The sequence below is a fragment of the Streptosporangium nondiastaticum genome, assembly GCF_003011965.1.
Taxonomy (GTDB): Bacteria; Actinomycetota; Actinomycetes; order Streptomycetales; family Streptomycetaceae; genus Streptomyces; species Streptomyces nondiastaticus.
In genome coordinates, this window is the sequence record NZ_PXWG01000168.1 from 1 (window position 1) to 13,583 (window position 13,583).

General features: G+C 71.7%; 10 protein-coding genes and 1 pseudogene. 9 read left to right on the top strand and 2 right to left on the bottom strand.

The genetic code is table 11. The annotated features are described in order from the left end of the window. The 5 genes and pseudogenes from B7P34_RS32125 to B7P34_RS32145 all read left to right on the top strand — a co-directional run. Nucleotides 1–126: pseudogene (locus B7P34_RS32125) on the top strand (response regulator); the annotation flags it as partial. Between the two features lie 217 nt (nucleotides 127–343). Next, nucleotides 344–955, top strand: coding sequence for a response regulator transcription factor (locus B7P34_RS32130; RefSeq protein ID WP_003948568.1), 612 nt, complete (start codon nucleotides 344–346; stop codon nucleotides 953–955). A gap of 369 nt (nucleotides 956–1,324) precedes the next feature. Further along, nucleotides 1,325–1,927: a sigma-70 family RNA polymerase sigma factor gene (locus tag B7P34_RS32135; RefSeq protein ID WP_030368344.1), complete on the top strand. Its 603-nt coding sequence runs from the start codon at nucleotides 1,325–1,327 to the stop codon at nucleotides 1,925–1,927. Between the two features lie 157 nt (nucleotides 1,928–2,084). Next, nucleotides 2,085–3,587, top strand: coding sequence for an IMP dehydrogenase (guaB, locus tag B7P34_RS32140; protein WP_106681710.1), 1,503 nt, complete (start codon nucleotides 2,085–2,087; stop codon nucleotides 3,585–3,587). Between the two features lie 116 nt (nucleotides 3,588–3,703). Then, nucleotides 3,704–4,822, top strand: a complete 1,119-nt coding sequence (locus B7P34_RS32145; RefSeq protein ID WP_223268443.1) for a GuaB3 family IMP dehydrogenase-related protein — start codon at nucleotides 3,704–3,706, stop codon at nucleotides 4,820–4,822. Nucleotides 4,823–4,907: 85 nt separating this feature from the next. On the opposite strand, the gene B7P34_RS32150 is transcribed toward B7P34_RS32145, so the two are convergent. After that, nucleotides 4,908–5,492, bottom strand: a complete 585-nt coding sequence (locus B7P34_RS32150) for a hypothetical protein (protein WP_106681711.1) — start codon at nucleotides 5,490–5,492, stop codon at nucleotides 4,908–4,910. A gap of 163 nt (nucleotides 5,493–5,655) precedes the next feature. Between B7P34_RS32150 and B7P34_RS32155 the strand changes: the two genes are divergently transcribed. After that, nucleotides 5,656–6,807 (top strand): rod shape-determining protein, encoded by a 1,152-nt coding sequence (locus tag B7P34_RS32155; RefSeq protein WP_106681712.1) that lies wholly within the window; start codon nucleotides 5,656–5,658, stop codon nucleotides 6,805–6,807. Between the two features lie 116 nt (nucleotides 6,808–6,923). Here B7P34_RS32155 and B7P34_RS32160 read toward each other — a convergent pair whose 3' ends face one another. Next, the gene (locus B7P34_RS32160) at nucleotides 6,924–8,195 is read right to left on the bottom strand and encodes a nucleotide sugar dehydrogenase (protein ID WP_106681713.1); all 1,272 of its coding nucleotides are present in this window, start codon (nucleotides 8,193–8,195) and stop codon (nucleotides 6,924–6,926) included. Nucleotides 8,196–8,466: 271 nt separating this feature from the next. Here B7P34_RS32160 and B7P34_RS32165 point away from each other — a divergent pair, with 271 nt between their 5' ends. From B7P34_RS32165 to B7P34_RS32175, 3 genes are all read left to right on the top strand, one after another. Beyond that, the gene (locus B7P34_RS32165) at nucleotides 8,467–10,122 is read left to right on the top strand and encodes a glycerol-3-phosphate dehydrogenase/oxidase (RefSeq protein WP_223268444.1); all 1,656 of its coding nucleotides are present in this window, start codon (nucleotides 8,467–8,469) and stop codon (nucleotides 10,120–10,122) included. 362 nt (nucleotides 10,123–10,484) lie between these two features. Next, on the top strand, nucleotides 10,485–12,416 hold the full coding sequence (locus B7P34_RS32170) for a serine/threonine-protein kinase (protein ID WP_106681715.1): 1,932 nt from the start codon (nucleotides 10,485–10,487) through the stop codon (nucleotides 12,414–12,416). A 357-nt stretch (nucleotides 12,417–12,773) separates the two neighbouring features. Beyond that, a partial coding sequence (locus tag B7P34_RS32175) for a protein kinase (RefSeq protein WP_223268442.1) occupies nucleotides 12,774–13,583 on the top strand: 810 nt, incomplete at its 3' end.

Here is a 13,583-nt window from a genome sequence, read left to right on the forward strand (position 1 = left end):
AAGGGGCTGCGGGGATGGACCCGGGTCCCGATCCTGGTCCTCTCCGCCCGCCACACCTCCGACGAGAAGGTCGAGGCGCTGGACGCCGGCGCCGACGACTACGTCACCAAGCCGTTCGGCATGGACGTCCCTGCTCCGTGTCCGCGCCCTCACGTAGAGTGCCGAACGTGCTCGACCGACCCCGTAACTCTTTCGGGTGACCGTCGTTGAGAGGGCGAGGCGGTTGACGGATGAAGCAGTCGGGCAGGTGTCCGACCCGGCGCCAGAGTCGTCGATCGCACAGGTGACGATCAGTACCAGCCTGGAGGCTCAAGGTGACGCGCATCAGCTGCGGAGGACGGCCATGACATCCGTCCTCGTCTGCGACGATTCCCCGCTTGCCCGTGAGGCGCTCCGCCGTGCGGTGGCGACCGTGCCCGGCGTCGAGCGTGTGACGACGGCAGCCAACGGCGAGGAAGTCCTCCGCCGCTGGGGAGCCGATCGTTCGGACCTGATTCTGATGGACGTACGCATGCCCGGACTCGGCGGTGTCGAGACCGTCCGCCGGCTGCTGTCGGCGGATCCCGGGGCCCGCATCATCATGCTCACCGTCGCCGAGGACCTCGACGGTGTCGCGCTCGCGGTCGCCGCCGGAGCGCGCGGTTACCTGCACAAGGACGCCTCGCGCGCCGAGCTGCGGGCCACCGTGACGCAGGCCCTCGCCGACCCGACCTGGCGGCTCGCCCCGCGCCGGCTGCGCTCGGCCGAGATGGGTGCCGCCCCCACGCTCACCGCGCGTGAGATCCAGGTGCTCGAGGGGATGAGTCACGGCCGCTCCAACGCGGAGATCGGGCGGGAGCTCTTCCTCTCGGAGGACACCGTCAAGACACACGCCAGGCGCCTCTTCAAGAAGCTGGGTGCCTCGGACCGGGCGCACGCCGTGGCGCTCGGTTTCCGCTGGGGCCTGGTCCGCTAGGGCGCGGCGTTGGCGCGCAGCGTCGTGAGGTCGCGGTGCGCGCCACCCCCGTGGGCGATCCGCACCGCGGCCCCACCGCACGGCGCCCGACGCCGAAACTCCGAGGGATGCCGCATCCTTGGAGTGTGACTCCTCCCCGGCAGGAGCCGAGGCTTCGCACTCGGCCCCAAGAGACCTCATGACGGAAAAGCCTTGCCCCGTGCCGTGCGGCGCGGGCACAAGCTATCGGTGGAGTCGTGAGTGCTGGGGCGGGCATACCCGAAAGGGGAGGCGCTAGACGTGAGTGCGAGGACACCGACGCGTAACGGTTCTACGGGCAACCACGAGGGTGGTGCCGAGGAAGCTGCCACGCCGAGGCACCATGGACCGATGCGCGAAGACGACACCAAGGGGCCCCCCGCGGCGGCCGCCCCGGGAGAGATCGGCGCCCTCGTCGCCCGCGCTGTCGAGGGTGACCGGCGGGCCACTCACGATCTGCTCGCCCTGGTGCACCCGCTCGCGCTGCGCTACTGCCGCACCCGGCTGTCGCGCCTGCCGGGTGATGCCCGTCACTTCGTGGACGACCTCGCGCAGGAGGTCTGCCTCGCCGTCCTGTGCGCCCTGCCGCGCTACCGCGACACGGGGCGCCCCTTCGAAGCCTTCGTCGTGGCCATCGCCGCGCACAAGGTCGCCGACCTCCAGCGGGCCGCCATGCGCCACCCCGGCAGCACGGCCGTGCCCTCCGACGAGATGCCCGAGCAGCCGGATGATTCGCTCGGGCCGGAGGAGCGGGCCCTGCTCAGCAGCGATGCCGAGTGGGCCAAGAAGCTCCTCGCCAGCCTTCCGGAGAACCAGCGCGAGCTGGTGCTGCTGCGCGTCGCCATCGGCATGACCGCCGAGGAGACGGGTCAGATGCTGGGCATGTCGCCGGGTGCGGTGCGCGTCGCGCAGCACCGGGCGCTCAGCAGGCTGCGCGCGCTGGCCGAGCAGTAGGACCGCCCAGGGGCCCCGCCGCCCCTCCTCGTACGAATCTCCCCCTCCTCGTAGAAAACTCCAAGTGACGCGATCCTCAGCCGTCGTGGAATGGGACACGTGTGACGGCCGTTAGCATGGGAGTCCGCGCTGGGGCAAGACCATTTGGGAAGGTGTCATGACTGACAACGTCGACGGAATGCCCGGGAAATTCGCGATGCTCGGTCTGACTTATGACGACGTCCTGCTGCTGCCGGGCGCTTCGGAGGTCCTGCCGAACGCCGTCGACACCTCCTCCCGGGTCTCGCGCAACGTCCGGGTGAACATCCCGCTGATGTCGGCGGCGATGGACAAGGTCACCGAGGCGCGCATGGCCATCGCCATGGCCCGTCAGGGCGGCGTGGGCGTCCTGCACCGCAATCTCTCCATCGAGGACCAGGCCAACCAGGTCGACCTGGTCAAGCGCTCCGAGTCCGGCATGGTCACCGACCCGATCACGGTCCGTCCGGACGCCACCCTCGCCGACGCGGACGCCCTGTGCGCGCGCTTCCGCATCAGCGGCGTCCCGGTCACCGACGCGGCCGGCAAGCTGCTCGGCATCGTCACCAACCGCGACATGGCCTTCGAGCTGGACCGCAGCCGCCAGGTGCGCGAGGTCATGACGCCGATGCCGCTGGTCACGGGCAAGGTCGGGATCTCCGGCGAGGACGCCATCGAGCTGCTCCGCCGCCACAAGATCGAGAAGCTGCCGCTGGTCGACGACTCCGGCGTGCTCAAGGGCCTGATCACGGTCAAGGACTTCGTCAAGGCCGAGCAGTACCCGAACGCCGCCAAGGACGCCGAGGGCCGCCTGATCGTCGGTGCCGCCGTGGGCGTCGGCGACGAGGCCTACGACCGCGCTCAGGCGCTCGTCGAGGCCGGCGCCGACTTCCTGGTCGTCGACAGCGCCCACGGCCACAGCCGCGGCATCCTCGACATGATCGCCAAGGTCAAGTCCAACATCAGCGTCGACGTCGTCGGCGGCAACGTCGCCACCCGCGACGGCGCCCAGGCGCTCATCGACGCCGGTGTCGACGGCGTCAAGGTCGGCGTCGGCCCGGGCTCGATCTGCACCACCCGCGTCGTCGCCGGCATCGGCGTCCCGCAGGTCACCGCGATCTACGAGGCCGCGCAGGCGTGCCACGCCGCGGGCGTCCCGCTGATCGGCGACGGCGGCCTGCAGTACTCGGGCGACATCGCCAAGGCGATCGCCGCCGGTGCCGACACGGTGATGCTCGGCTCGCTGCTCGCGGGCTGCGAGGAGTCGCCGGGCGAGATGGTCTTCATCAACGGCAAGCAGTTCAAGTCCTACCGCGGCATGGGCTCGCTGGGCGCCATGCAGTCGCGCGGCCAGGCCCGCTCCTTCTCCAAGGACCGCTACTTCCAGGACAACGTCCTCTCCGAGGACAAGCTGGTGCCCGAGGGCATCGAGGGCCAGGTGCCCTACCGCGGCCCGCTGGGCTCGGTGGCCCACCAGCTCATCGGCGGCCTGCGCGCCTCCATGGGCTACGTCGGCTCGGCCAGCATCCAGGAGCTCAAGGACAAGGGCACCTTCGTGCGCATCACGTCCGCGGGCCTCAAGGAGAGCCACCCGCACGACATCCAGATGACGGTGGAGGCGCCGAACTACTCGCGCCGGTAGTAGTTCGCGTTTAAACAGCTTTATGGAGCCCGCGACCGCTCAGGCCGCGGGCTCCGCCGCGTCGGGGATACTGGATGCGGCAGGACGTAGAAGGAAAGGCCACACACGTGACTGAGATCGAGATCGGGCGCGGCAAGCGCGGCCGCCGGGCGTACGCATTCGACGACATCGCCGTCGTCCCGAGTCGCCGTACCCGCGACCCGAAGGAGGTCTCGATCGCCTGGCAGATCGACGCCTACCGCTTCGAGCTGCCGTTCCTGGCCGCCCCGATGGACTCGGTCGTCTCGCCCGAGACCGCCATCCGGATCGGCGAGCTGGGCGGTCTGGGCGTCCTCAACCTCGAGGGCCTGTGGACCCGCTACGAGGACCCGGAGCCGCTGCTCGCCGAGATCGCCGAGCTGGACGAGACCGCGGCGACCAAGCGCCTGCAGGAGATCTACGCCGCCCCGATCAAGGAAGAGCTGATCGGGCAGCGCATCAAGGAGGTCCGCGACTCCGGTGTCGTGACCGCCGCCGCGCTCTCCCCGCAGCGCACCGCGCAGTTCTCCAAGGCCGTCGTCGACGCCGGCGTGGACATCTTCGTGATCCGCGGCACCACCGTCTCCGCCGAGCACGTCTCCGGCGCCGCCGAGCCGCTGAACCTCAAGCAGTTCATCTACGAGCTCGACGTGCCGGTCATCGTCGGCGGCTGCGCCACGTACACCGCCGCCCTGCACCTGATGCGCACGGGCGCGGCCGGTGTCCTCGTCGGCTTCGGCGGCGGCGCCGCGCACACCACCCGCAACGTCCTGGGCATCCAGGTCCCGATGGCGACCGCCGTCGCCGACGTGGCCGCCGCCCGCCGCGACTACATGGACGAGTCCGGCGGCCGCTACGTGCACGTCATCGCCGACGGCGGCGTGGGCTGGTCCGGCGACCTGCCCAAGGCCATCGCCTGCGGTGCCGACGCCGTCATGATGGGCTCCCCGCTCGCCCGCGCCACCGATGCGCCGGGCCGGGGCTTCCACTGGGGCATGGAGGCCGTCCACGAGGACGTGCCGCGCGGCAAGCGCATGAACCTGGGCACGGTCGGCTCCACCGAGGAGATCCTCACCGGTCCCTCGCACACCCCGGACGGCTCGATGAACATGTTCGGCGCGCTGCGCCGTGCCATGGCCACCACGGGCTACAGCGACCTCAAGGAGTTCCAGCGGGTCGAGGTGACGGTCGCGCCGTCGCAGCACGACAAGCGCTGACGCGGAGCAGTTCACCGGAAGGGCCCGTACCGCCGCGGCGGTACGGGCCCTTCGACGTGCCGGGGCAGAGGCGCGGCCGCGGCCGTCAGGAGCCGAGCTTGCGGGCGGTCTGGAACGCGCCCACGGCGCCGAGTATGAAGAAGACCGCGTCGATCGGCTCCAGGTACTCCTTCCACGCCTTGTTCAGTGCGTCGAAGTGCTCGGTGAACACCTGGCTGACCGGGATGTTGGCGATGTCGCTCAGCTCCAGGGCGATGCCGAAGATCTGGCCCAGGTAGACGCCGAGCACGCCGAGGAGCACGCCGACCACGGGCAGCGCGGCGTTGCGCCCGCCGACCTTGCCGAGGGCGGCGCCGATGAGGGCGCCCGTGCCGATGGCGAGGTAGCCGATCTGGGCGCCGTCGGAGGCCTTGAGGATCCCGCCGTAGATGCCGGCGCCGACGAGCATGGCCACGATGCCGAGGACCACGGCGAGCGCGGGGTTGCCCCGGCGGACGGGCGCGGGCGGCGGCGGGAAGCCGCCGGGGGCGCCGTACGGCGGCGGCTGCTGCCCGTAACCGTACGGCTGCTGGTGCGGCTGGGGCTGGTGCGGCGGGTACGGCTGCGGCGGCGGCTGGCCGTACGGGTTGTGCTGGGGCGGCTGCTGCGGCTGCTGCCAGGGCTGGCTCATGTGCGATGTCCCCCGAATGTCCTGGGTGTTGAGTAAGGCCCGAGTAAGGACCAAGTAAGGGCCAAAAGGTATCAGCGTGCTACGACGGCAAGCTGTCACCCACAGCGAGCGCGCGGCTGTGAACGCCGTATAAAAGTTCGACCGTAAGGAATAATGGCAACTTATGGCGCAAAGCAAGTCGTTCAGCGGCAGGGACATGGGGATCGACCTCGGCACGGCGAACACCCTGGTGTACGTGCGCGGGAAGGGAGTGGTGCTCAACGAACCGTCAGTCGTCGCCGTGAACGCGGATGACGGCGGCGTGCTCTCGGTCGGCTCCGAGGCCAAGGAGACCATCGGCCGGACCCCCTCGAACATCGTCGCGGTCCGGCCGCTGCGCGACGGCGTCATAGCCGACTTCGAGATAGCCGAGCGCATGATGCGGCACTTCATCAAGAAGGTCATGGGCAACCGCTTCTTCGCCCGCCCGCGCGTCGTGGTCTGCGTGCCCTCCGGCATCACCGGCGTCGAGCGGCGCGCCGTCATCGAGGCCGCCTCGCGCGCCGGCGCCCGCCAGGTGCACCTCGTCGAGGAGCCCATGGCCGCGGCCATCGGCGCGGGCCTGCCCGTCAGCGAGCCGACCGGCTGCATGGTCGTCGACATCGGCGGCGGCACCACAGAGGTCGCCGTGATCTCCCTGGGCGGCATCGTCACCGCCCGCTCCGTCCGTACGGCCGGCGACGCGATGGACGCGGCGATCATCTCGTACGTGAAGAAGGAGTACTCCCTCGCGATCGGCGAACGCACCGCGGAGGAGATCAAGATGAACATCGGCTCCGCCGCCCCGACCGGCTACTGGTCCGCGGCCGGGCTGGCCGCCCTCGCCAAGCAGCTGGAGAAGGACACCGGCCTGGAGGAGGTCGGCGGGGACCCGGAGGAGACTCAGGGCCTCAAGCCGCCGGAGCGCTGCACCATCCGCGGCCGCGACCAGGTCAGCGGCCTGCCGAAGACGCGCGAGCTGACGGCCGACGAGATCCGGCACGCGCTGTCGGAGCCCGTCGACGCCATCGTCATGGCGGTCCGCCAGACCCTGGACGAGACCCCGCCGGAGCTGTCCGGCGACATCATGGACCGCGGCATCGTCCTCACCGGCGGCGGCGCGCTCCTGCGCGGCCTGGACGTGCGGCTGAGCAAGGAGCTCGACATCCCGGTCATCATCGCCGACGACCCGCTGGACTGCGTGGCGGTCGGCACGGGCCGCTGCGTCGAGGACTTCGCGTCCCTGAGGACGGTCTTGGACGCCCCGAACAGGGCACTGGGGCTGGGGAGGCTGTAGCGAGGCCGGGCTGCTCAAGTCCTCAAGCGCCGGGCCGGGTGAAAATCCAGCCCGTCCGGCGTTTGAGGACAGCGCCGTCAGGCGCTTCACCTGACGCCCGCGCGGGGTTGCCGCCCTTACAACCGATGCCCCGCGCCAGCGGGAATCGCTCCGCGCGTGTCCAGCAGCAGCTGTGCCTTCACGGCAAGCCCCTGCAGGTCGTACGTGCGGTGGTGCTGCAGCAGCACCGTGAGGTCGGCCGCGGCCGCGGCCTCGTACACGCTGTCGGCCCGCGGCACCGGCCGCCCCATCACCCGCCACTGCGCCACGTGCGGGTCGTGGTAGCTGAGCTGGGCGCCCAGCTCCATCAGCCGTGAGGCGATCTCCCGCGCGGGCGCCCCCTGCTGGTCGGAGACGTCGGCCTTGTAGCTGACGCCCAGGAGCAGCACCCGCGCGCCGCGCGCCGACTTGCCGTGCTCGTTGAGGAGCTTGGCGCACCGCTGGGTGACGTACCGCGGCATGCGCCCGCTGACCTCCTGCGCGACCTCCACCATCCGCAGCGGATAGCCGAGGCTGCGCCCCTTGTACGAGAGGTAGTTGGGGTCGATGGGGACGCCGGGGCCGCCCACCCCGGGGCCCGGGCGGAAGGCCTGGAAGCCGAACGGCTTGGTCTCGGCGCAGCGCACGACGTCCCACAGGTCGACGCCGATGTCGTGGCAGAAGACGGCCATCTCGTTGACGAGGGCGATGTTGACGTACCGGTAGTTGGTCTCCAGGACGCGGACCGCCTCCGCCTCGCGCAGGCCGCGCGCGCGGACGACCTTCTCGCAGACGCGCCCGTAGAAGGCGGCGGCGGCCTCCGTGCAGGCGGGGGTGAGGCCGCCGATGACCTTGGGGATACCGGCGTAGCCGTGGCGCTTGCTGCCGGGGTCGACGCGGCTGGGGGAGTAGGCCAGGTGGAAGTCGTGGCCGGCGCGCAGCCCGGAGCCGGATTCGAGCAGGGGGCGCAGGAATTCTTCCGTGGCGCCGGGGTAGACGGGGGACTCCAGGAGCACGGTGGTGTGCGGGCGGAGGCGTACCGCGAGGGCGCGGGCGGCGGCCGCGACGGGGCCGAGGTCGAGGGCCCGGTCCTCGCCGAGCCGGGCGGGTGCGCAGATGACGGCGGTCCGGACCCTGCCGAGCTCGGCGTCGGCGGTGGTGGGGCGGAAGCCCGCGGCGAGCATCCGGCGGACCTCGGCGGCGGTGAGGCAGCCGTCGGCGCACTCGGGGGGCAGCCGTCCGGCGCGCAGCTCGGCGACGGTCTGGGGGTCGGGGTCGTAGCCGATGGTCTCGATGCCGGCGGCGGTCGCGGCCTGGGCGAGGGGGAGTCCGAGGTGGCCGAGTCCGATGACGGCGAGATCTGCGGGCATGGCGAGGCGGTCCTTCCCGGGGAGCCGGGGGTCTTCGGCACGCGTACGAGTTACATCAGGTTAAGCGGATATATGACTGTTATTCGGGAGCAACGCGGCCCGGGCTCGCTCCCATGCGCCACCGGCGCGGCCAAACCGGCGGATCTGGGGCAGCATCGAAGGAGCAGCAAGGGAAGCGCGGGGACCAGCGGAGCGACCGGCGGCCGAAACGGAGGCAGCGGTGAGGACAGCGACACTCGGGCCGGACGAGCGTGGTGCGGCGCTCGCCCGGATGGCGGAGCGGGAACTGGACGTCCTGGTCGTGGGCGGCGGCGTCGTCGGTGCGGGCACCGCGCTCGACGCGGCCACCCGGGGGCTGACGACCGGCCTGGTCGAGGCGCGCGACTGGGCCGCGGGCACCTCCAGCCGTTCCAGCAAGCTCATCCACGGCGGCCTGCGGTATCTGGAGATGCTCGACTTCGCCCTGGTGAGAGAGGCCCTCAAGGAGCGCGGGCTGCTGCTGGAGCGGCTCGCCCCGCACCTGGTCAAGCCCGTCCCGTTCCTCTATCCGCTGCAGCACCGCGGCTGGGAGCGCCTCTATGCGGGCACGGGTGTGGCGCTCTACGACGCGATGTCGGTCTCCTCGGGCCACGGCCGGGGCCTGCCCACGCACCGCCACCTCACCCGTAAGCGGGCCCTGCGCGTCGCCCCCTGTCTGAAGAAGGACTCCCTGGTCGGCGCGCTGCAGTACTACGACGCCCAGATGGACGACGCCCGCTACGTCACCACCATCGTGCGCACTGCCGCCGCATACGGCGCCGACGTCGCCAACCGGGCGCGGGTGACGGGTTTCCTGCGCGAGGGCGAGCGGGTGGTCGGCGCGCGGGTGCGAGACCTGGAGCAGGGCGGCGAGTTCGAGATCCGGGCCCGGCAGATCGTCAACGCCACGGGCGTGTGGACGGACGACACCCAGAAGCTCATCGCCGAGCGCGGGCAGTTCCACGTACGGGCCTCGAAGGGCATCCACCTGGTGGTGCCCAAGGACCGCATCCACTCCACCACCGGGCTGATCCTGCGCACCGAGAAGAGCGTGCTCTTCGTGATCCCCTGGGGCAGGCACTGGATCGTCGGCACGACGGACACCGACTGGGACCTGGACAAGGCCCACCCCGCCGCCTCCAGCGCGGACATCGACTACCTGCTGGAGCACGTGAACGCCGTCCTGGCCGTGCCGCTGACCCGGGACGACGTGCAGGGGGTGTACGCGGGGCTGCGTCCCCTGCTGGCCGGCGAGTCGGACGCGACGAGCAAGCTCTCGCGCGAGCACACCGTGGCCCACCCCGTGCCGGGGCTGGTGGTCGTGGCGGGCGGGAAGTACACCACGTACCGCGTGATGGCCAAGGACGCCGTGGACGAGGCGGTGCACGCCCTCGACCGGCGCGTGGCCGAGTGCGTCACGGAGGACGTGCCGCTGGTCGGCGCCGAAGGCTACAAGGCGCTGTGGAACGGGCGCGCCCGGATCGCCCAGCGCACCGGCCTGCACGTCGCCCGCGTCGAGCACCTGCTCAACCGGTACGGCTCGATGGTGGACGAGGTGCTGGAGCTCGTCGCCGCCGATCCGTCCCTGGGCGACCCGCTCACCGGCGCCGAGGACTACCTGCGGGCCGAGGTCGTCTACGCCGCCTCGCACGAGGGCGCGCGCCACCTCGACGACGTCCTCACCCGCCGCACGCGGATCTCGATCGAGACGTTCGACCGCGGCACGCGCAGCGCCCGGGAGGCCGCCGAGCTGATGGCGCCGGTGCTGGGCTGGGACCGCTCCCAGGTCGAGAAGGAGGTCGAGCGCTACGAGAAGCGGGTGGAGGCGGAGCGCGAATCGCAGCTGCAGCCCGACGACCTGACGGCCGATGCGGCACGCCTGGGGGCGCCGGACGTCCAGCCGATCTGATCCTCTGATGCCCTGTTGGGGCAGTTGTGCCCTGTGAGCTCTGATGAGCATCATGTGACAGCTCCGACGCGCCGGGAACCGCCCTGTCCGAAACCGGGTCCTGTAAAGGCAACGGATCCGTGTGACACCCGGTGCAGGTGCCGCACCGGGCGTCGCCGGGCCGCCGCGGCGCAGGTCGGCCAGGTCAGCGCGGCAGCGGTGCGGCAACGGCCGCCGTGCACCGGGCGGAGGGCGCCGGGTGACGGGTTGCCCGTATTGTCCACAAGCCCGTGGACCCTGGCCTTCCGCCGGTCTGTGGATGAGAGACAATGGTGGCTCTGCCAGGGTCGGTTGGTCGCAGAGCTGATTGCCAGAGGGGACGCATGTCGGAGGCGGAGCAGACGCAGGGCACGGCAGGGCGCCTCCTGGCCGGGCGGTACCGCCTCGGGGACGTCCTCGGCCGCGGCGGCATGGGTACGGTCTGGCGGGCGAGCGACGAGACCCTCGGCCGCACGGTGGCCGTGAAGGAACTGCGGTTCCCGGCCAACATTGACGAGGACGAGAAGCGACGCCTCATCACGCGCACGCTGCGCGAGGCGAAGGCCATCGCCCGGATCCGCAGCGCGGGCGCCGTCACCGTCTACGACGTGGTGCACGAGGACGACCGGCCGTGGATCGTCATGGAGCTCATCGAAGGCCGCTCCCTCGCCGACGTCATCCGTGAGGACGGGCCCCTGAAGTGGCGTCGCGCCGCCGAGGTCGGCCTCGCCGTCCTCGACGTGCTCGGGGCGGCCCACCGCCAGGGCATCCTGCACCGCGACGTGAAGCCGTCCAACGTGCTCATCTCGGACGACGGCCGCGTCGTCCTCACCGACTTCGGCATCGCCCAGGTCGAGGGCGACCCGTCCGTCACCTCCACCGGCATGCTCGTCGGCGCCCCCTCGTACATCTCCCCCGAGCGCGCCCGCGGCCACAAGCCCGGCCCGCCGGCGGACCTGTGGTCCCTGGGCGGCCTCCTCTACGCGGCCGTCGAGGGCGTCCCCCCGTACGACAAGGGGTCGGCCATAGCGACCCTCACCGCCGTGATGACCGAGCCGCTCGGCCCGCCGAAGAACGCCGGCCCGCTCGCCGAGGTCATGTACGGGCTGCTCGCCAAGGACCCCGAGAAGCGCCTCGACGAGGCCGGCGCCCGCGCGCTGCTCACCGACGCGGTCAACGCCCCCGACGAGCGCCTGCCCCCCAAGCGGCAGCCCTCGGCCCCCGACCTGGACGCGACGCAGGCCATCGCCGTCCCGCCCATACCGGAAACGGCCGCCCCCGCCGCTCCCGCCAGGCCCAAGCCCTCCGCCTCCCCGGTCTCCTCGGCGAACCGGCCGGGCGCGTCCGTGGGCCGGCCCTCGGACGCTCCTCCGGCGCATGGTTCGGCCCCCGGAGCGATGCCCGGAGTGCCGCCGCGTGCCGCGGAGGCCACGAAGTCCACCACCCGTCAGTTCACCGGCGGCGCGGCCGGCGGACCGGGTGCCACGGGCGGCAGCCTGCTCGGCGCACAGCCGGGCATCAACGTGCGGAAGCCGCTCCTGGAGACCGTGCCGCGCCGGACGCTCGTCGTGGCGGCGGTCGTCGTGGTGCTGGCCGTGCTCGGCACGGTGCTCGCCTTCGCGCTGAGCGGGGACGGCAGCGACGACAAGGAAGGCAAGAAGCCGGGCAAGTCCGTCACCGGGCACTCGGCGTCCGCCGGAGCCCCCGGCAAGGCGGGCGGGGAGCCCCAGGTGATCAAGTCCGAGTCCGCCGCAGCCGTCTCCGGCGGTAAGGACGGCGGTAAGGACGGCAGCAAGGACAAGGGCGCGGACGGTGCCGGATTCCGGCACATCGAGAACGACGAGTACCACTTCGGGATCTCCATCCCGCAGGGCTGGAAGCAGACCGGCACCGCCGGCGAGCACTCGGGCGCCATCTACAGCGCCTCCGGCGGCTTCCCGCGCATCCAGGTCGACTTCGGCGCCGAGCCGAAGGACGACGCGGCCAAGGCGTGGCGCGACGCCGAAGCCGGCGCCAAGGGCAGCATGCCCGGCTACAAGGGGCTCTCGATCCAGGAGATCAGCGGCTGGGTGGGCCACGACTACCCGACCGTCGCGGACTGGTCGTTCGAGCGCGACCAGAACGGCAAGCGCGTCCAGGTCCTCAACCGCGGCTTCAAGGTGGACGACGAGCACGGCTACGCCATCATGATCACGTGCGAGAAGGGCAAGTGGGGCGACGCCGACTGCCGCTCGCTGCGTGACCAGGCCTTCAAGACGTTCTCGCCCGAGGACTGAACCTCAGGGTCTGAGAACTGAACTTCAGGGTCCGAGGACTGAGCCTCAGGAATGAACCTGACGGGTGAACCTGACGGGGCTGAACCTCGCTGAACCTCCTTTCGGCGATACGCACATCCGAAACCCGAGTGACCCGGGGGAGCGGATTTCACTCGACGGACGGGTGTGACGAGGCGGACTCCACCCGGTCGATCCACTGAGCGACGTACTGAGCCGTACGCGCCCGAAGGGGTGGGTTCGGCACGTATCGTGAGGTGTCATGGACGGTGCGCAGCCGCAATAGGCAGCCGATTGACCGCTGTTGGCGGTTGTCCGGGCATTCGGGCGAAGTGTGGATCGCGCGCTTGGGGAGGCGTCGTGGACGACTACGCGGGTCGGATCCTGGCCGGCCGGTATCGCCTTCCGTTACCGCCCTCCGACGTTTTCGAGCTCGTCGAGACCCGCGCCTTCGACACCCTGAGCGGGCAGGAAGTCCTCGTCCGGCAGATCCCGCTGCCGGAGGTCGTGGACGCGGAGGTGGTGGACTCCTCCGGCGGCTGCCCGGGCCTGGGCCAGGGCCCCGGCCCGGCCGCCCACGGTGCGCGGCGTACGGGGAGGGGGCCTGCCGAGGATCCCGCGGTGAGCCGCGCGCTGGCCGCGGCCACGGCCGCCGCCCAAGTGCCCGACCACCCCCGGCTCGACCAGGTCTTCCACGTCTTCGCCGAGGGCGGCAGCCTGTGGGTCGTCAGCGAGCTCGTCCCGGCCCGCCCGCTCGCCGCGCTCCTCGCCGAGCGGCCCCTCTCGCCCCACCGCGCCGCCGAGGTCGCCGCCGACGTCCTCACCGCTCTGCGCGCCCTGCACGCCCACGGCTGGACCCACCGCAACATCACCACCCGCACGGTCCTCATCTGCGACGACGGCCGCGCCGTCCTCACGGGCCTGGCCGCGGGCGCGGCCGAGGAAGCCCTGTGCGGCTACAACCCCGTGCCGGAGGGCATGGACCCGCCTACGGGCGCGAGCAGTGGAACGGGCTCGGCGAGCGGCGGGGCGGGCATGAGCGCCGGGGCGAGCATGAATGCCGGAGGCGGAATGCCGTCGCCGCGGCGGGCGGCACGCGGGGCGGCGGGGCTGCAGGGGCCACCTGGGCAGCCGGGCGGCTCGGCGGCGGGCAGTTCGGCGGCGGGCGGT